The sequence below is a fragment of the Pseudorhodoplanes sp. genome, from assembly GCF_050250235.1.
Taxonomy (GTDB): Bacteria; Pseudomonadota; Alphaproteobacteria; order Rhizobiales; family Xanthobacteraceae; genus Pseudorhodoplanes.
On the sequence record NZ_JBFWPA010000023.1, the window covers coordinates 1 to 18,747 of the forward strand.

The following is an 18,747-nucleotide window of genomic DNA, read 5'->3' on the forward strand; positions in this document are numbered from 1 at the left end:
CCTGCCGCTCCAGCACCCCGAGCAGCGCCCTCGAGGCGTCGATCACGTCGCGGCGCTTGCCGGCGGGCTTGAACATGGTCGGGGCGGCGCCGAGCTGCTCAGAGACCGGGATGTAGACATTTTCCAGCACCGAGAGCCCCCGGAACAACCGGTTGATCTGGAAGGTGCGTGCGATCCCGCGCTTGACCCGTTCGGCCTGCGCCACCTGCGTCACGTCCTCGCCGTTGAGCAGCACCTGACCCTCGGTGGGAGCCAGAACGCCGGTGAGCAGATTGATGAACGTGGTCTTGCCGGCGCCATTCGGTCCGATCAGGGCATGACGCGCACCCCTGTCGAGCCGGAAATTGATGTTGCTGGCGGCGACCAGCGCGCCGAACGTCTTGCCGACATTGCGAGCCTCGAGCAGGGCTTCGGTCATGGCGCCACACGCTTGCCGCGCAACCGGTCGAGCAGCGTATCGAAGATGCCGAGGATACCGTTGCGCGCAAACAGCGCGATGATCATCAGCATCAGACCGAGGCCGAGCTGCCATGCCGTCGGATAGATTTTCGCGAGATAATGCGACAGCACCATATAGGCGACCGCTCCGACGAACGCGCCGTAGAGCCGGCCATAGCCGCCGAGAACGAGAATGATCAGAACGGTTGCCGCGCGGTCCAGGCTGAGCACGCTGAGATTCACATAGGCATTGGCCTGTGCCCAGAGGCCGCCTGCGATCGCGGCGATCGCGGCCGAAATCGTATAGCACAGCACCAGCCGCTTGCGGACCGGCGCGCCGACGGCGTACATGCGCAAGGTGTTTTCGCGAATGCCTGTCAGGCTTTGCCCGAACGGCGAATAGACCAGCGTCCGCAGAAAGATGAAACAGAGGAACAGGATGCCAAGCACATAGAGATACTGGGTCGTCGGATACAACGGGCTGAACTCGAAGATGCCGAACAGCGGCTGAATCGTGACATTCGGAAGCCCGTCGAATCCGCCGGTCCAGTCGTGCCCGAGATTGGCGGCCTCCTCCAGAAGCACCATCGTGCAAAGCGTCAGCATCAGCAGCGTCAGCCCGGTCGTGCGCAGCAGCACATATCCGGACGCAAGGCCGCACAGCGCGCCGACGACTGCCGCGATCAGCAGGCCCGACAGCGGCTCGTTCCAGATGCCGTGGTTGGCCAGCATGCCGACGGCATAGGCGCCGACGCCGAAAAAGGCGGCGTGCCCAAGCGTGACGATGCCCGCATAACCAAGCGCAAGATCGAGCGACAGCGCGAACAGAATCATGATCAGCAGTTCGGCACCGAAGCCGAGATGATTCGGAAAGGCGAAGAAGAAACCAAGCGCCAGAATCCAGGGAAGCGGCTCCCACCAGCGCAGCCGGTGGCGTTCGGTCAGGCTTTGCGTCGGAAGCGGCACGGTCATGCCTCTTTCCTCCCAAACAGGCCCTGCGGGCGCCACAGCAGAAGCAGAATCGTCAGCACATAGATGAACAATGTGCCGCCCTGCGGGACGTATTTCTTGAGCACGAAATCGAGCACGCCGATCAGGAGCGACGCGTAGAATACGCCGGTGACGCGTCCCAGCCCGCCGACCGACACCGCAATCAGGAAGTACACGAGATACTTCAGGGCATATTGCGGATCGAGGCCGAGGAATTCGGCGCCGAGCCCGCCGCCGAGCGCGGCCATGCCGCTGCCGAAGGCGAACACGATGGTGAACAGGCGATCGATGTTGATGCCGAGCGATTCGGCCATGCGCCGGTTGTCGACTGCAGCGCGGATCTGGGCACCGATACGGGTGCGCTCGAAACCGAGCCATAGCCCGAGCATGATGATCGTGCCGATGACGATCAGTACGATCGAATAGGTGCGATATTCAATGAAGCCGAGGTCGAGCTGGCCCTGCAGCCAGGGCGGAAGGATCAGCGGCTGGTTTTCCGGCCCGACCAGCAGCGTCACCGAAGAGATCATCACGAAGACCAGGCCGATGGTGAACAGCACCTGGTCGAGCTCGGTCGCACGATAGAGCTTCGAATAGAACAGCCGCTCCATCACCACGCTGAACGCTGCGATGACCACAAAGCCGACAATCAGCGCGGGGACAAACGGGATGCCAAGCCTGGTCATCGACAGGACGATCACGTAACCGCCCAGCATGGCAAAGCCGCCATGCGCGAGATTGACGAATCCCATCAGCCCCATCGTGATCGACAGACCGACCGACACGATGAACAGCACCATTCCCGCGGCAAGGCCGCCGAGAATCATGCTCGCGACATCGATCCCGAAGATCACAGAACCCCGCCCCAAAAACCGTTCAAGGCCGCCGCGACGCGGGTGCGAAGCAGCGGCCTTGTACGAAACCTCAGATTAAAGCCGAATCACTTCTTGGTCGCGCAAGGCCCGATCTGCTGGACCTTGCACTGATCCTTCACCGCGTCGATCTTGCCGATCACCTTCTGCTCGAGCTTGCCGTCCTTCTTGATCAGCTCGGACAGATACTCGTTCATGACGATGTCGCGCGTCTCCGGATCGATCGAGATAGGCCCGCGCGGGCTGTTGAATTTCCAGCCCTTCAGCGCGGCAAGAGCGGCGTCGGTGTCCATCTTGCCCTTGGTCGCCTGGATCGCGGCGACGATGGCGGCCATGCCGTCATATCCGCCGACCGCCATGAAGTCCGGGGTCGAGTCCGCCCCGTAGTCCTTCTTCCAGGATTCCACCAGCCGCTTGTTCTCCGGGTTGTCGAGGAAAGCGTGATAGTGATGCATGGTGATGAGACCGATTGCGGCATCGCCCATCGCCTGCAGCTTGTTGTCCTGGGTGATGTCGCCCGGACCGATCAGCTTGATGCCCGCATCCTTCATGCCGAGTGCGTTGTAGGTCTTGACCACCGCCGAAGCATGGTCGCCGGCCGGGACGAACACGAAAAATACGTCCGGCTTCTTCTCCTTGGCGCGCTGGAAGAAGGGCGTCATGTCCGGCACCGCACCGGCGCCGCCCATCGGAATCTCGTCAATCACCTTGCCGCCGAACTTCTCGAAGCCGTTCTTGAAGGCGGCCAGGCTGTCCTTGCCGGGCGGGAAGTCGGTGTAGCCGACTACGGCGGTCTTGGCGCCGAGCTGCTTGGCGGCGGCTTCGCCCATGGCATAGCCCGAATGCCACATGCTGAAAGCGGTGCGTACATATTGCGGGGCCATGTTCGTAATATGCGCGGTTCCCGCATTCATGATGACGGCAAGCTTCTTGCCCGCGTTCACGATCGGCGCCGAGGCGATCGCGTCCGGCGAATAGAGGAAGCCGGCCAGCGCATCGACCTTGTCCTGCGTCAGCAATTCCTGGACCGCGACCTTGGCGTCGGCGCCGCCCGGATTCTTCGAATCGCGCTTGATCAGCGTGATCTTGTAGGGCGCGACCTTGTCGGCATTGAGCTTCAGATATTGCTCCATGCCGCGCTGGACCTGCTGGCCGAATTCGGCCCCGATCCCGGTATAGGGAAGCACGACCCCGACCTTGACCTCCTGAGCGCAAGCAAGACCGGTGGCGGCGGCCAACATGGCAGCCGAAAAGACAGCTCGTTTGATCATCTATAACTCCCTCTGGCGTGGCGCTTCAGCGCGCATTTGTTGGCTGCAAATCTATAGGGCAAGCGCCCACAGGCGCAAGCCGCGAGCGCGCACCAGATGGTAGCAGAAGCCGAATTCATCTCGTCAGGTGAAAATCATTGCTTATTGTTAAGGCGCGCCCGCGCCGCTTCACAGCACGCACTGCACAACCGCGTGGCGGCGACCGAACCAGTCCCGGCAAAACCTGATTTTCTCACATCACCGGCCAGCCCTCGGCCGGGGTCTTCCGCGGCGCACGGTTCCGCAATTCTTGCAGGAGCGAGCTTTCTGGTTCGATCAGAGCGCCACTCAAACGGGCTCACTGAATAGGCGTCAGCTCGCGCGTAGCAATGTAGCCGACAGGCCGGCCTTCGTGCGCGACAAGGGTCCAGCCTCGCTCACTGCGCACCACCGTCACGGGTGTCTTCGCATCCAGCTTGCGGACCCGTCGGGCGCCGAGCGCAGGCAGCACGAGAAGGTCAGACGCGGCCCCCGACACAGTATGGGTCGGCTTCGACGAAATCAGAATGTCGGGCGCGGCATCGGGAAAAATCCTGCTCGATTTCGCGATCGGATAATTCCCGGTAATGCGTACCTGCGGCACCTGGCGCCTGTTGAATACTTTCTGGCTGAGGGAGGTCACCTGGGCATGCACATAGGCCGCGAGTTCGGGCAGTTCCACAGTGCCGTTGCCGTCGCTGTCGGCGGCTCCGAGCGCTTCCAGGAGATTGTATGTGAAAAGCCCGTGCCCGCGGTATCCCTCGAATGCATCGGCGGTGTCGCTGGTCGCGGTCAGCACCGTGCGGCCGGTTGACTGCACCAGACGATCGTTCGCTGCGGCGCGTTCGAGCGCGCGGGTCTCGAAACCGTCGCTGGCCAACGAACCGCTCTCGCAGGTATCGAACAGCAGCACGCTCTTTCGCGCCGGGATCGATGCGAACCAACGCTGCCATTCGTCCTGTGCGATTCCCTGCTTTACGACCGACGACGCCCCGTTGAGCCTGAAGTTCTGCGGAATGAAGTAATAGCGGCCGTCCAGGGTTTTGCCGTGACCTGCGATGAAGAACACGAACACGTCGCTCGGACGGACCTCGCCTGCAAGCTTGCGGAACGCGTTATCGAGCGGCTCGCGCCGAACCTCGTCATCCCTGAGCAGGGTGACGTGGACGGATTCAAACAGCCCCTGTCCCGCTTGGCCGAGCGCCCGGGAAATCGCGGTCGCGTCCGGCACCGCATATTTGAGGCGAATGCCGGCATCCTCGTATTCGTTGAGCCCGACCGCCAGCATGAAAAGCCGCGGCCTTGCCGCATCGACCGCGGCCGGCGCCGTAACGGTGGCGCGTGCCGGCACCGATGCCACCAAGTTCTGGCTGTTATAGACGACTACTTCGATCTCGTTCTCGCCTTCGTCGAGAACCAGCGATCGCGTCAGACGCAGCGACTGCGGCCCGGATGGCGGCTGCTCGATGCCGACGGTCACGCCGTTGATGCGCCATTCGACGCGGCCGACGCCGCCTTCATGCGGTGTGATATCGATTGCCGCTTCCATGCTTGACCGCGCGAGACGCTCACCATCGCGCGGCGCGGCGATGCTGACGGACGGCGCGTTGCCGCTCGCCATGACGCGCGAGAGGTCGAGCCGAGCCGCGGCCTCGCGCACAAGACCACGTTCATCGCCGTTCAGCTTTTCCTGCACGAGATCGGGACGGTAAAGCGACTGGAAGAATTGCGAGATTGAGCGAACTTCGAGGCCGCGCACGACGCTCAGGAGTTCGCCGCCCCCTTCAGACGCCGCGAAAAACCCTTCCGGCGTTATCGCAATCCATTCTCCATTGGTCGCTGCAAGCACGCTCAGCAGCAGGCTGCCGGACGCAGCGTCCCAGATTCGAATCGTCGTATCTTCGCCCGCCGAGACCAGGCGCCTGCCATCGGAAGTTTGCGCGATCGCTTTTATTCCCGCCAGATGCCCGTTCAATGTTCGCAGGAGTTGCCCGCTTCCTGCGTCCCAAATTTTCAAGGAAGCATCGCCGCTGCCCGAGATCACCCGCGCGCCGTCGGGCGAAAATACGACCGAACTGACGCCCTGGGCATGCCCCTCCAGTTTTCGTGTCGATTGCGCTCCGGTAACCGCCCATAGTTTGACGGATTTGTCGGCGCCCAAAGTCGCAAACGTTCCTAATGCGACAAAGGCGCCGTCGGGTGACAGCGCCCCCGACGCAATTCCATTCTCATCCCGAAACAACCGGATTACTTTCCCGGTAGCGGTCTCAAGCAGTTTCGCCGAGGAATCATCCGTTCCAACGAGCAGCCGCGAACCATCGCGCGAAAAGACGATCGAGTTTACCGTGGGCACAACCCATGACGCCCATGAGGAGACTGGCGGCGAGAAATTCCGGACCAATCGGCCCGTCGAAACCTCCCAAAGACTGATACGGGCGCCATCTTTGCCGGGAGAGGTCCAGTTGGTGGTTCGCAGCAGTCGTCGGCTTGCGGCGTCCCAGACGCTGACAGCGCTGTCACTCGCTGAGGCCATTCGCGCGCTGTCGGCTGAAAAGGCGATGGTTCGCGCGCCGGAAGCGGCGACTTTGCTTCCATCTCCGGAAAAATCCACGCTCGCGACGATCTCCGAATGTTCGCCGATGTCGTGGATCAAGCGCCCGCTCACCATATCCCAGAGCCGCACAATCTTGTCGTCCCCACCCGAGACCAGCGCGCGACCATCTTTCGAAATTGCAACTGCGTTGACCGACATGGACTGCCCGCCGAAGGTCCTAATCAGCCTGCCCGTCCCTGCATCCCAAAGCTTCGCCGCCGCACCATCCGCACTCAGCACGGATTTCCCATCAGGAGAAAAAGCAACCGCATCCACCCGTTGGTCATGCGGATATGTTTGAAGCAATCGGCCGCTGTTGACGTCCCACAACTGCATCCCTTTTTCGTGCCCGGAAATGGCCTGCGCGCCATCTTGCGACAGAGCGACTGCCACTGCCGCCGAACCACCGAACGTTCGCAGGACGCGTCCGGATTCAATGTCCCACATGCGGAGCGCCTGATCCCATCCTCCGCTGAGAAGTTTCCGACCGTCCGGAAAGAACGAAATACCATCGCTGCTGGCCTCGAAGCCGACCTTGCTCGCGCCCGGATAGGTGTAGTTTCGAACAAGCCTGCCGGAGCCAACGTCCCACAGATAAAGCAGCCCCCTCTTTCCGTCCGCCGTCGCCCCGGATGCGAGCCTCGATCCGTCAGGGGAAAACGCAAGCGCGCCCGACCAGCCGCCAGTACCAAAATCAAACCGAATCGTATGGATGATCTGTCCGCTCGCGAGATTCCAGATCCTGATGGTCTTGTCCTGACCGGCAGACGCGAAACGTGTACCGTCCGGTGAGACGGCCAGCCGAACGACTTCGTCTGAATGTCCGGCGAAGGATTTCATCAAGCGACCGCTTGATGTTTCCCACATCCGAACGACCTTGTCTGCGCCTCCCGTGACGATGTGTGTGCCATCTCTGGAAAATGCCGCGGTCGAGGCTCCACCGGTGGCGTGGCGGCTCAACGTGCGGATGAGGCGACCAGAGCCAACGTCCCAGACCTTTACCGAGTTGTCGGCCCCAACCGTCAGAATCTGACGACCATCCGGAGAAAACGATACCGTGGATATGCCTATGGTATGCGAGACAAGGGGCACAATCTCGATTGGAGGCGACTGCGTCACCGGTTGCGCGACTGCAGGCGGTGTCCAGGGGGAGAAAAGAAGCAGTATCGCAACGCACTGTGACGCGGCGTAACGCATTGTGTTCCTCCGATACCCCGACAGCAGGCACTGGATCGCGGAGCAGCGCAATCCGCGTTCCGCCGCCGTCGCTGCCAACTCACATTGCCGCCCAGCCCTCGGGTGGAGTCTTGCCGGGATGCACGGTTCCGCAATTCTTGCAGGTGCGGGCCTTCTCGTCGGAATAGAATGCCTCGAACAGGGGCGGCAGGTCCTTCACGATATCCTTCACCTGGACCTCCACCCGGTGAACGCGCTCACCGCATTTGAAGCAGAACCATTCAAATCCGTCACGCATCGCATCCGTGCGGGTGCCTTCGACGACAAGCCCCACCGAGCCCTCCACCGGCCGCTGCGGGGAGTGGCGCACATGCGGCGGCAGGAGGAACACCTCGCCTTCCTTGATGATCACATCGAAGATTTTCCCGTCCTCGGCGATCTTGAGCATCATGTCGCCCTTGAGCTGGTAGAAAAATTCCTCGACCGGGTCGTCGTGAAAGTCGACCCGCCGGTTCGGGCCGCCGACGATCATCACCACCATCCCGGTCTTCTCGTCGAACAATTGCTTGTTGGAAACCGGCGGCTTCAGGTTGTTCTTGTTGCGCTCGATCCAGTCCTGGAAATTGAACGCCTTCATGCGGGGATGGATGGTCATCGTGGTCTCCTTCGGATCAGCGGTGGGTGGCGCCGCCGTCGACCGTCAGGCATTGCCCGGTCAGAAAGGCGGCGGAATCGGATGACAGGAATAGCACCGTGCCGGCAAGATCGTCGGGTGTTTCGGGCCGGCTGATGCATTGCTGCGCGACGATTCGCAGCTTCTGCTCGGGGCTGACGGTCTTGCGCTCGATCTCGGTGAAGGTCGCACCCGGCAGGATCGCATTCACCGTGATGCCATCCGGTCCAAGCTCGCGCGCCATCGAGCCGGCCATGCCGGCGAGCGCACTCTTCGACGCAATATAGTGAAGATAATTCGGCCGGCCGAGCGTGACGGCGCCCGAAGCCATATGGATGATGCGCCCCCATCGTGCGCGCCGCATCGCCGGAAGCACCGCGCGCGAGCACAGGAACGGACCGGTTACGTTGACGCGCAATACGCGCTCCCATTCCTCCAGGGGTATCTGGTCGAAGGGCCGCATCTCGAGCGTGGAGAAGATGCCGGCATTGTTGACCAGAATGTCGATGCGTCCGTAGCGCTGCTCGACCGCATCGACCATGGCTGCAATCGATTCGACCGACGCCACATCGGTCGCGATCGCGAAGGCCTGACCGCCACCGTCCACGATCTCCTTTGCCACCGCCTCCCCCTTGGCCGCGTTGAGTTCGGCGATCACCGGGATGGCCCCGCATGCGGCGTAGGCCTTGGCAAACACCTTGCCGATGCCCTGTCCGGCTCCGGTGATGACCGCGACGCGTCCGCGCAGCGACCCGAAATCGGTCCGGGACGCCGGGACATTCACGGTGGCATTTGCCGGAACATTCATGTCATGCCGCCTTCGATGCCGTCAGTTTCTCGAGCGCCGCACGCGCGTCCCATGGCGTCCACCACGGCTTCAATCCGAGGTCGCGCGCGATGATGCCGGCCGCAATATAGCTTGGGCCGCCCGAAATCGCTCCGCCCGGATGCGCGCCCGAGCCGGCGTAATAAAGGTTCGGCAGCGGGGTGCGATAGCCGAAATGGTTGTACATCACCTGTTCGGCATTGAAGGCGCCCATGAAGATGTCGCCGCCGCGCATGTTCGGCATCTCCAGCACATATTCGCGCGCGGTGTAGGCGTAGCGTCCGATGATATTGTCGCTGGTCATGTTGGGACAATAGCGCGCATAGACCTCCTCGATCCTGTCGGAGAATTCTTCCTTGAAATTCTCGAAGTCGCGGTCGCTCATCTCATCGAGCAGAGGCATGACGTGCCATGCATAGGTCGTGTGCTTTCCGGGCGGCGCCTGGGTCGGATCGAGCAGGCTCAGCGGCCCGGAGCCGAACTGGACGAGCCTTGGCACCCGGCCGGCCTGCACGTCCTGATGGGCCGCAAACAGATCGTGCATGGTCTCGGCGCCGAGGCTCCATTTCAGCGCGCGATTGACGTTGGGGTCGAACGCCGCCGCGGCGAAGGATGGACTCTCGTGCAGCGCGTGATGCAGTCCGAACAGCGTCCAGGCCGTGTATTTGAAATCGTCCAGCTTCCTCCTGAAATGCTCCGGCAATTGCTCGCGCCCGAGCAGGTCTTCCAGCGTCGTGTGCACATCGACCGTGCTTGCCACGAATTGCGAGGCGCGCACGGTCCGGCCATCGGCAAGCGCGATGCCGGTCGCACGCCCGCCCTCGACAACGACCTTGTCTATCGCGACCTGCGGCTGGAACGTACCGCCCGCGGCAATGAACGTCTCCATCAGTCCGCGCGCCAGATTGAACGAGCCGCCCTGACAGAGCTGGTAGCCGGTCTGCAGATCGAAGGCGCGAATCACCGAACCCATCGGGCTCGACTTCGACATCGTGTCGGTGAGCCAGGTGCCGAACAGCGACACCTTGAACAGGAACAGCAGCTTCACATGCTCGTTCTCGAACAGTTCCTCAACCACATCGAGCGGCTGGCGCCTCGTGACGGCGAGAAAGTCCCGCCCGATCGCGGTGCGCGCCAGCAGCGCCTCGCGCTCGGCCTGCAACAGCGGTTCGGCATATCGCTCCGGAATCAGAATTTTCGCAGTGATCTCCTCCGCGCGCGCATTCCAGTCGCGGAAGGTCTGCGCGTCCCTGTTCGAGAAGCGCGCGATATTGGCGACCGTCTCCTCCAGATCGCGACCGAGGACGAGCGCGGTACCGTCGAGATGCGCCTGGCCGAATTCGTAGCGCGGCGTGATGTAGGTTACCTTGTCGGCGAGATTCAGGTCGGCAAACCACGGCGTGTCGCTGATGCTGAAATGATTGATCGAGTGCAGGTTATGGTAGAAGCCGGGCTTGGTCACCTCGCGCGTGCACAGCCCGCCGCCATAGGTGAGCCTGCGGTCGACCAGCAGAATCTTCAATCCGGCCTTCGCAAGATAGCAGCCGAGAACGAGGCCATGCTGGCCCGCGCCGATGATGATGCCGTCATAGGTCCGCTCAAGTGGAGCCGCCACGCGCATTCCTCCGTCCGATATCGCCGGCCCATCTTATACAGCGAACACGGCGGGAAAATCCCGCGCGCGCATGGCGGACCTGCGTCCGCGCATCGCGACGGAACCGGGATTTCAGTACGGCTCACATTCGCAGGAGAGCTTCCCGGTAACGGGAGCGGATGTCAGAATCGATCACTGGCCTCTCGGGATTGCGAATTCTGTCCCGCGCGGCTTCATTCTTGACGTGCCTTCCGTCCGCCCTCATGCTGAAGAATGCTGAGTTCGTCATGAATCTCAAGACGGCAAGCACGCTCGGCCTTGCGGTGTCACCAGTGCCGCTCGCTCGCGCCCACGGGGTGATCGAATAGCGAATGAACAGGACACAGCCGGCAGGCGCGCTCGCCGGACGCCTCAAGCAGCCGGGTCTGATCTCGGCACCGGGCGTTTTCGACATGGTCTCGGCGAAGATCGCTGACGGCAGGGGTTTCGACGCACTGTACATGACCGGTTACGGCGTCGTCGCCTCGCATCTCGGCCTTCCCGATGCCGGTCTTGCGAGCTACACCGAAATGGTCGGCCGCGCAGGTCAGATCGCGAAGGGCACGACGACGCCGCTCATCGCCGACGGCGATACGGGCTATGGCGGCCTGCTCAATGTCGATTTCACCGTGCGCGGCTATGAGGCGGCGGGCGCACAAGCGATCCAGATAGAGGATCAGGCATTTCCGAAGAAATGCGGGCACACGCCGGGCCGCCGGGTGGTACCGCTTGAAGACGCCGCCCGCCGCATCAAGGTGGCGGCGCAGGCGCGATCGACGAAGGACTTTCTGATCGTGGCGCGCACCGACGCCCGCACCGCGCTCGGTCTCGACGAAGCACTGCGGCGCGGCGAAGCCTTCCTGGAGGCGGGCGCCGACATCCTGTTCATCGAAGCGCCCGAGAGCGAAGCGGAGATGGAGACGATCGGCCGGCGCTTCGACGCGCCGCTGATCGCCAACATGGTCGAGGGCGGCCGCACGCCGATCCTGTCCCGCAGCGAGCTGGAGCAGTTGCGCTTCAAGATCGCAATCTTCCCGGTTGCAGGCCTGCTCGCGATGGCCGCTGCGCTGCGGTCGGTCTATGGCGGGATCCGCGATACCGGATCGACCAGGGACTGGGACGGCGATCTGTACGATTTCGGCGCTTTCTCGCGGCTGATGGGCTTCGAGCGAATCTGGGCATTCGAGCGCGAGCACATGGAGACCTGAGAGCCATGCGCCGCAAGCGGACGCGCAGGGCACCGCCGCATGGCGATAGCGCGTAGAACGTCTCCCCGGTAACTCCCATTCAAGAACGGAATGCGGCGATGTCTGCGAATAACGGAGCGCGCGCAAAACCGCATGTCGGCGTTGGTCTGGTCCTAACGTCGGCGGTTGCCTTCGCCATCGGACCGACCTCCGCCAAGGTCGCGCTCGACAATGGCGCCAATATCCTGACCGTCGTGACGTCGCGCGGACTGATCGGCGCGACGCTGCTGGCGCTGCTGGTCGTTGTGTTCCGGCAAGGCTTTCGGATCAATCGCCCCGCCTTGCGCTGGTCTCTGCTGTGCAGCGGTTTTTCCGCACTCATGGTCTACGGACTGATCGGCGCGGTCGCGACCATTCCCGTCAGCGTCGCCATTCTGATTTTCTTTGTGCATCCGATCGTGATCGCGACCATCGTGCATTGGCGCGGCGGCGACCGGCTGACCGGCGGCAAGCTGCTGCTGGCTCTGGGTGCGCTCGCGGGCCTGGCGCTGGCGCTGGCGCCGACCTTCGACACACTCGATCCCAAAGGCGTTGCGCTTGCGGCGCTGGCTGCCGTCACGGTGTGCGGCGCCATCCTGTCCGGTGCGCACGCCCAGCAGCATGCCACCAGCACCCAGGTCAATCTGTACGTGACCGGACTTGGCGGCGCGCTGTTCGCCGTCATCACCTCGGCGCTCGGCGCCTGGTCGCTGCCGGCGAACGGCATCGGCTGGCTCGGACTTGCCGGGGCCGGCATCGGCATCGGAGTCGGACTGCTGACCTTCTTCGCGTCGTTTCGCTATCTCAGCGCGGTGCGGGCCACAATGCTGAGCAATGTCGAGCCGCTGCTGAGCATCCTGCTGGCCGCAGTGATCCTCGGCCAGTGGCTTGCGCCGGTCCAGTGGATCGGCGCCGCCATCATGATCGGCGCCATCGTGCTGTTCGAGGCCGCGGGCCGTCGCGAGCGTCTGATTGAAGGACACCCGATATCCCACGAGACTCGATAGGCACGCCTGTGCCTTGCGCCGTTGAGTATCTGCCCGCCAGGTGGGTACGGATCGACACAGTGGCGGTCGGCGCGCATTTTCGATCACGGCTGCAAGATCCAGGTTGTCTCAGCCTTGCCGAAGCGGTTTCCCGGTCTTGTCTCGCAATGCTTCGACGTCGGGCGCAAAGCGATCCAGGATCGCCTTTTCGAGATGCCGCGATACGTCCGCGCGTTTGCAGCCTTCGGGACTTCGGTTGACCAGGTCCAGCTTCCGCTCGGGTATATCCAGACGACGGCAGACGGCCGGCCATTCTGTCGATAGATTGGCGTAGTTGATGATGTAGTCGGCGCTCATTTGGCCGTTCTTGTCGAGAAACCGCGAAATTTGCGGAGAAAACACCCATCCGAAGGGACGCTCTTCCGACCACTTCCGCCAGAAATCCTCGAAGCTCATCCTGCCGGTATATTGCGGGAGGCGTGAGAAGGCCGGCTTTCGGTGAGAATTGTAGACGCTGACAATGTAATCCACGGGATCACGGATGACGCCGAACACGAATGGGCGCATGTCCGGAAGTCTGCCCAGAAGCCAGGAAAACCGTTCTTCGATCTCTGCCAGGGGCATATGCTTCCCCCAAAGCGAGCGCGTCAGCTGAATCTCAGCATGATGTCTCAGATGGTTTTCGATTGCAGTGGAACCGGTCTTCGGGGTCGCGATGAAAATGAAGTTTTTCCGCAGTCCAATCAGCAAATCCGCACCCGTTTAACGGAACAGCCCGACAATAAGCGCGGACGATAGAACGGGGGCCGGCCGGACGTCCAGCGCCAGTAGCAAAGCTGCACGGAGAACGCTCCATCCCGAGGCGGATTCATGAGCGACAGCCTGTAGCGCTCGCCGCCACCGGTTTGTCTCTCACCCTCGATGCGCTTTCGGCGGCGCGATCATTCCGATCAAGACCCGACCTTGCCAATATTCCGCCAAAGCATTGGAATACCGGTTGAGCCGGACCGGGGGAAAACGCCATGATTCGATCACACCGGTTTCTCGCGATCGTCACAGCGTGCCTGCCGGCGGTGGGCGTCTGTGTCGTGAGCCTGCTGCCAATCGCCAATGCGCGCGCGCAGGCCGCGGCGTGCGAGGATGCCGCCGAACTTGCGGTTCTGCCTTCCCCGCTTGCGCCGTGGAAGGGAGCGCCTCTGCGGGTCATCTTCGCGGCCGAGAAGCCCATGACGGGCGAATTGTCCCTCATTGCACCCAACGGACAGGTCGCGGCGCGGTCGAGCGAGCGGCGCGGCGGGCCGCCCTATTTCTGGTTTGCCGAGATCGCCGCTCCGGCCGCCGGAAAATGGCAGGCGCGGCTCGTGCGCGCCAATGCGCCGGCCGAATGCCGCACCATCACCCGCGAGATCGCCGTCGCCGCTACCCAGCCTCCACGGCCCGGCGGGGTCAGGAACAGCGTCTGGCCGATCCGCAATTCGTGGAACCGCACCGCCGAGAATCTGTATTCGGCCTGGATCGAGAAACTGTTCGAAGCGCCGCTCGATGCGTCACCGTCATGGCCGGCATTGCATGTCGTGCTGCGCGATCCGGCACGCAATGCGCTGCATAATCATCTCGGTCTGCGCGAGGATCAGATCAATCTCTACATTCGCCCCGACTGCGCCGACCTTCCGTATTTCCTGCGCGCCTATTTCGCCTTCAAGATGGGCCTGCCTTACGGCTACGCCAAATGCACGCGCGGCGGCGGCGGCAAGCCGCCGCGCTGCCCGGTCTGGTGGAATATCGAGAAGGAAGAACCGCAGCCCGAGGCGCCGGAAGACATCATCGCGGCTGCCGAAGGTCCGCCGCAAGGCGCGCCTGCGCAGCAGCGGTCCCCGGGCGGCCTGTTCGATATCTTCAAGCCGCAGCAGCCGGCCCAGACGCCCGAGACCCGGGCGGGACAGCGTTCGCAAAAGACCGCATCGCGGACCACGCCCGGCTTCGCAATTCCCCCCACCGGACCGGTGGCGAAGCCGAAGGCGCCGGTGCGGCCGCCACGGCCGACGTCGCTTGCACTGGGCTTCGGCCATTATCTGCAATTCAGCGTCGCCGATGGTGTGCATTCGGGCGCGGGGCGCACGCTCGCAGCCCATGAAGGCTCCGATTTCTACACCGTGCCGCTCACCCAGGAGAATCTGCGTCCCGGCACCGTCTATGCCGACCCCTACGGCCATCTTCTGATCATCGCCAAGCGCGTGCCGCAGACTCAAGGCAATGCCGGCGTGTTCCTCGCCGTCGATGCGCAGCCCGACGGCACGGTGGCGCGCAAGCGCTTCTGGCGCGGCAATTTCCTGTTCGCGCAGGACCCCGCGCTCGGCGATGCGGGCTTCAAGCGCTTCCGTCCCGTCGTGCGCGACAAGGGCGGCAGCTTGCGCCGGCTCACCGTCGCCGAGATTTCGAAGAATCCGAACTATGCGGATTTCTCGCTCGACCAGACCAAACTCGCGGTCGAGGATTTCTACGACCGCATGGATGACGTTATGTCGCCCGACCCGCTCGATCCGGTGCGGGCGATGCGCGAAGCGATCACCTCGCTCGAGGAGCAGGTGAAGGCGCGCGTCACTTCCATCGAGAACGGCCGCAAGTATCAGCTCAGCGGCAAGGGCGAGGCCTCGATGCCGGACGGCGCCGCGATCTTCGAGACCACCGGCGCCTGGGAGGATTTTGCAACGCCCTCGCGCGATCTGCGTCTGCTGATCGCCATGGACGTGGTGCGCCATTTCCCCGACCGCGTGGCGCGACGGCCCGAGCGCTATGCGATGCCGAAGGACAAGAGCCCCGATCAGGTGAAGGCCGAACTGCAGGCGGTGCTGACGCAGGAATTGTCCGCACGCACATTCTCCTATCCGCGCAGCGACGGCTCGCCATGGACGCTGTCGCTGAAGGACGTGATCGACCGCATCGTCGATCTCGAAATGGCCTACAACGTCAACGACTGCGTCGAACTGCGCTGGGGCGCGAAGGACGGCAGCGACGAAGCTGCCACCTGCAAGCGCAGGGCGCCGCAGGCCCAGCGCGCCAAGATGACGGATTATCGCGAATGGTTCAGCGAGCGGCGGCGGCCGCCGAGGACATAGATCAAGCGAAAGTGACCTTCATCAGTCAGGAATGAGCGGGCGCCCGCAATGATCGCGCGCTTTCTCGGGTCGGCACCATGTCACTCGCGCGACCGGCCGCGTGCCCGCGCGGCGCAGATCGCAGCGATGCTTGCCCTTGGCGCGGCGCTTCTGCTTTATGGCTCATCGTCATCACTGGCGCAGGCGCCTGCCATGGATCAACGGACCAACGGACTCATCATGCTCATCGAATTCGAGCAGATCGAGGGCATCCGCCAATGGGAGCAGCAGCTCGACCGGCGCAAACTCACCGCGCTCGTTCAGGCGCAGCATGATCTCATCGCCCGGCACCCAAAGGACTTCGCTCGGCTTGCGCTCAAGGGCTATCCGATCGCCGGGCTGTTTGCCGAGAAGCCGTTCTGGGACGTGCCCTACAAGGAGCAGCTGGCGCGCATGCGGGAGGTGAAGGAAGCCATCGAGCGGACCATCGTCCACAAGACGATGCGCGTCTTCGGCAGCAGGTATTTCGCCTATGACGAAAACACCTTGCGGGCGGCGGATGCACTCGGCGTCGAATACGTGCTGGCGCGCGGCACCGCCGCCGAGCGCGCCATCGTCTACGCACCGCGCGAATACAAGGCGAAAATCATCTCGGTTTCCAATGTGCCATTCGCCGAGATGGGGACCGGTTCGCTTTGCGATTACAGCCTGTGGGCGCGCGGCTCGACCGATGCCGATTTTGCCAATGTCGTGCAGAATGTGCTGGCGCGCCGGCCTTCGGACGTGATCCTTGTCTCGCACGCCTATCTCGGCGGCACCAAAGCGAAATGGTGGCGCACCTACGAGGCCGCGCTGCAGAACAGCCATGTCCGCTGGCGCAGGTTCGACGATTGGGTGAAGGCCGTCAGCCAGATCGACCTGCCCTACGATCAGATCCCGGTGAACCGCGAGGTCAAGTACCAGGCGCCAAAGCCGGCGACGCCGCTGGAGCAGATCGAAAATATTCCCGGCATGAGCACAATCGCGCCGGGAAAAACCGACGACCTGCTGTGCCAGTAGGGTTCGTCCCTGGAACCGTGTCGCGAAGCCACAGGAAGGCCTTACAGGCGCGCGGCGCTGCGCGGCGACAGGAGCGGTGCATCGTCCGGCGGCGGGCTGCGCTCCAGATCGGCGATGAGTTGCTTCATCTCGGCGATCTCGCGCCGCTGGGCTTCGAGGATTTGATCCGCAAGCTTTCGCACACGCGGATCCCGGATATTCGCGCGTTCGCTGGTCATGATCGCGATCGAATGATGCGGAATCATGGCCTTCATGTAAGCCACATCGCCGACCGTGTCCTGGCTGCGAACAAGATACAGCGCGCCAGCAAAGACGACAATCGCAGCCACCACGATCCCCACATTCACGGCCCGGCGCCGGTACATGGTCCACATGAATCCGAGCATGATTGCGGTCATTGTCGCGCCCATGACCAAGGCCATCCAGGTCCGGGTCTGGCTATACCAGACATGGTCGAACGCATACGTGTTCAGGTACATCAGCCCGAACATCGTGACGGTGGAGACGGCAATCATCCCTGCAAATTTCGCGTAAGACATGGTGTCCTCCAAACGGGGACAATCGCGACCGGAGCCGCCGGTTCCCGACGCGGCAGGGCCCACAGCGCACTCCCGCGGGCGAGCATCATTCGAAATTGATCCGCAACAGCTTCAATCACACAGCGTGGTCATGCCGCCGCCTCCTGCGGCGCCGGCGGATTGATCCACACGGTGTTGATCTGCCGTTCCAGCGACCGGATGATCTCGCCGCATTCGCCGATGGCTTGTGTCAAGCAGGACTGCCTGGATAACCCGTGTATTGCTTCAAGGGGCGGCTTCGGCGTTAATGCTGCAGACCATGCCGCATTGACCCTCACGCGCCAAAGCGGTAGCCAAAAACCAAACCATAACGTGAGGAAACCACCATGCTCCGACTGCTCGCCGCCTCCAGCCTGGTCGTTACATCGCTCGCCGCCACCCAAGTTCCGGCTCAGGCGCAAACGCCTGCCAAGGACTGGCCGCAGCGCAACGTCACCATGATCCTGCCGCTTGGCCCCGGCAGCGGCGTCGACATCACCACGCGCCTTCTTGCCGACAAGCTCGCGGCGAAATGGGGCAAGCCGGTCGTTGTCGAAAACCGCCCCGGCGGCGACGCGATCGTGGCGATCAACGCCTTCGTGTCGGCCAACGACGACCACACCTTCCTGATGGCGCCGACCTCCACCTTCACGGCGCATCCCTTGCTGCACAAAACGCTGCCCTACAATCCGGACGATCTCGTCCCGATTGCGCGCGCCACCAATACGATCATCGCCATCGGGGTGCCGGCCTCGCTCGGCGTCAATACGGTGGCCGACTTCGTGAAGCTCGCGAAGGAGAAGCCCGGCCAGCTCAATTATGCGGGCACCACCGGCGCGGTCGATTTCGTGGTGTCGGGCTGGCTGAAGGATGCGGGCATCGACGTCGCCAAAATTCCGTACAAGGACGGCGTGCAGGCGCTTACCGATCTTGCCGAAGGCCGCATACAGATCTACGGTGCAGCCTATGCCATCATGCGGCCCCAGGTCGCCAACGGCAAAGTGAAGGTGCTGGCGCTGATGAATGGCCAGCGCGCGCCGGCTCTGCCCGATACGCCGACCGCGAAAGAGGCCGGCTTCCCGTCGCTGACGCTCGATGGCCTCGTCGGCCTGTTCGGATCGAAGAAGATGTCGCCGGAATTGCGCGACCGCATCGCCGCCGACATGATCGAGGCGGCCTCCGACCCCGCAGTCGTCAAGAAACTGACTCCGATGGGTCAGGTGGTGCGGCCGGGACCGGCCAAGGAATTCGCCGCCGAGATCGACGAGCAGCGCAAGGTCATCGCCGAATCCGCAAAGCGCGCGGCCGGGAAATAGCGGGGGCGGCGGCCGCGG

15 protein-coding genes are annotated in these 18,747 nt (G+C 63.0%); 5 read left to right on the forward strand and 10 right to left on the reverse strand.

All coding sequences use genetic code 11. The features are described 5' to 3' along the window. The 8 genes from AB7F49_RS12620 to AB7F49_RS12655 form a co-directional block, all read right to left on the reverse strand. On the reverse strand, positions 1–418 hold a 418-nt coding region (locus AB7F49_RS12620), incomplete at its 3' end, for an ATP-binding cassette domain-containing protein (RefSeq protein WP_428522799.1). Further along, positions 415–1,410 carry a branched-chain amino acid ABC transporter permease gene (locus AB7F49_RS12625; RefSeq protein WP_428522801.1) on the reverse strand — a complete coding sequence of 332 codons (996 nt, stop codon included), beginning with the start codon at positions 1,408–1,410 and terminating at the stop codon, positions 415–417. The genes AB7F49_RS12620 and AB7F49_RS12625, both read right to left, overlap by 4 nt. Then, complete coding sequence (locus AB7F49_RS12630; RefSeq protein WP_428522803.1) at positions 1,407–2,282, reverse strand: branched-chain amino acid ABC transporter permease; 876 nt, start codon at positions 2,280–2,282, stop codon at positions 1,407–1,409. The genes AB7F49_RS12625 and AB7F49_RS12630 overlap by 4 nt, the downstream gene beginning before the upstream one ends. 86 nt (positions 2,283–2,368) lie before the next feature. Next, the gene (locus AB7F49_RS12635; RefSeq protein ID WP_428522805.1) at positions 2,369–3,571 is read right to left on the reverse strand and encodes an ABC transporter substrate-binding protein; all 1,203 of its coding nucleotides are present in this window, start codon (positions 3,569–3,571) and stop codon (positions 2,369–2,371) included. Positions 3,572–3,908: 337 nt separating this feature from the next. Continuing rightward, complete coding sequence (locus tag AB7F49_RS12640; protein WP_428522807.1) at positions 3,909–7,379, reverse strand: beta-propeller domain-containing protein; 3,471 nt, start codon at positions 7,377–7,379, stop codon at positions 3,909–3,911. Between the two features lie 79 nt (positions 7,380–7,458). Then, on the reverse strand, positions 7,459–8,013 hold the full coding sequence (locus tag AB7F49_RS12645; protein WP_428522809.1) for a 3-hydroxyanthranilate 3,4-dioxygenase: 555 nt from the start codon (positions 8,011–8,013) through the stop codon (positions 7,459–7,461). A gap of 16 nt (positions 8,014–8,029) precedes the next feature. Continuing rightward, on the reverse strand, positions 8,030–8,839 hold the full coding sequence (locus tag AB7F49_RS12650) for an SDR family NAD(P)-dependent oxidoreductase (protein WP_428522811.1): 810 nt from the start codon (positions 8,837–8,839) through the stop codon (positions 8,030–8,032). A 1-nt stretch (position 8,840) separates the two neighbouring features. Continuing rightward, the gene (locus AB7F49_RS12655) at positions 8,841–10,472 is read right to left on the reverse strand and encodes a phytoene desaturase family protein (protein ID WP_428522813.1); all 1,632 of its coding nucleotides are present in this window, start codon (positions 10,470–10,472) and stop codon (positions 8,841–8,843) included. 350 nt (positions 10,473–10,822) lie between these two features. Here AB7F49_RS12655 and AB7F49_RS12660 point away from each other — a divergent pair, with 350 nt between their 5' ends. Together AB7F49_RS12660 and AB7F49_RS12665 are read left to right on the forward strand one after the other, a co-directional pair. Continuing rightward, positions 10,823–11,698, forward strand: a complete 876-nt coding sequence (locus tag AB7F49_RS12660) for an isocitrate lyase/PEP mutase family protein (RefSeq protein WP_428522815.1) — start codon at positions 10,823–10,825, stop codon at positions 11,696–11,698. Positions 11,699–11,796: 98 nt separating this feature from the next. Then, on the forward strand, positions 11,797–12,723 hold the full coding sequence (locus tag AB7F49_RS12665) for an EamA family transporter (RefSeq protein ID WP_428522817.1): 927 nt from the start codon (positions 11,797–11,799) through the stop codon (positions 12,721–12,723). 108 nt (positions 12,724–12,831) lie between these two features. On the opposite strand, the gene AB7F49_RS12670 is transcribed toward AB7F49_RS12665, so the two are convergent. After that, complete coding sequence (locus AB7F49_RS12670) at positions 12,832–13,452, reverse strand: sulfotransferase family 2 domain-containing protein (RefSeq protein WP_428522818.1); 621 nt, start codon at positions 13,450–13,452, stop codon at positions 12,832–12,834. Positions 13,453–13,724: 272 nt separating this feature from the next. On the opposite strand from AB7F49_RS12670, the gene AB7F49_RS12675 reads away from it, so the two are divergent. Then, entirely contained in the window at positions 13,725–15,818 is a 2,094-nt protein-coding gene (locus AB7F49_RS12675) for a hypothetical protein (protein ID WP_428522820.1), read from the forward strand. 48 nt (positions 15,819–15,866) lie between these two features. Continuing rightward, complete coding sequence (locus AB7F49_RS12680; RefSeq protein WP_428522822.1) at positions 15,867–16,856, forward strand: hypothetical protein; 990 nt, start codon at positions 15,867–15,869, stop codon at positions 16,854–16,856. 41 nt (positions 16,857–16,897) lie between these two features. Here the strand turns inward: AB7F49_RS12680 and AB7F49_RS12685 are convergent, their stop codons facing one another. Then, the gene (locus AB7F49_RS12685; RefSeq protein ID WP_428522823.1) at positions 16,898–17,395 is read right to left on the reverse strand and encodes a DUF305 domain-containing protein; all 498 of its coding nucleotides are present in this window, start codon (positions 17,393–17,395) and stop codon (positions 16,898–16,900) included. Between the two features lie 365 nt (positions 17,396–17,760). On the opposite strand from AB7F49_RS12685, the gene AB7F49_RS12690 reads away from it, so the two are divergent. Further along, on the forward strand, positions 17,761–18,729 hold the full coding sequence (locus AB7F49_RS12690; protein ID WP_428522825.1) for a Bug family tripartite tricarboxylate transporter substrate binding protein: 969 nt from the start codon (positions 17,761–17,763) through the stop codon (positions 18,727–18,729). Positions 18,730–18,747: the final 18 nt, after the last annotated feature.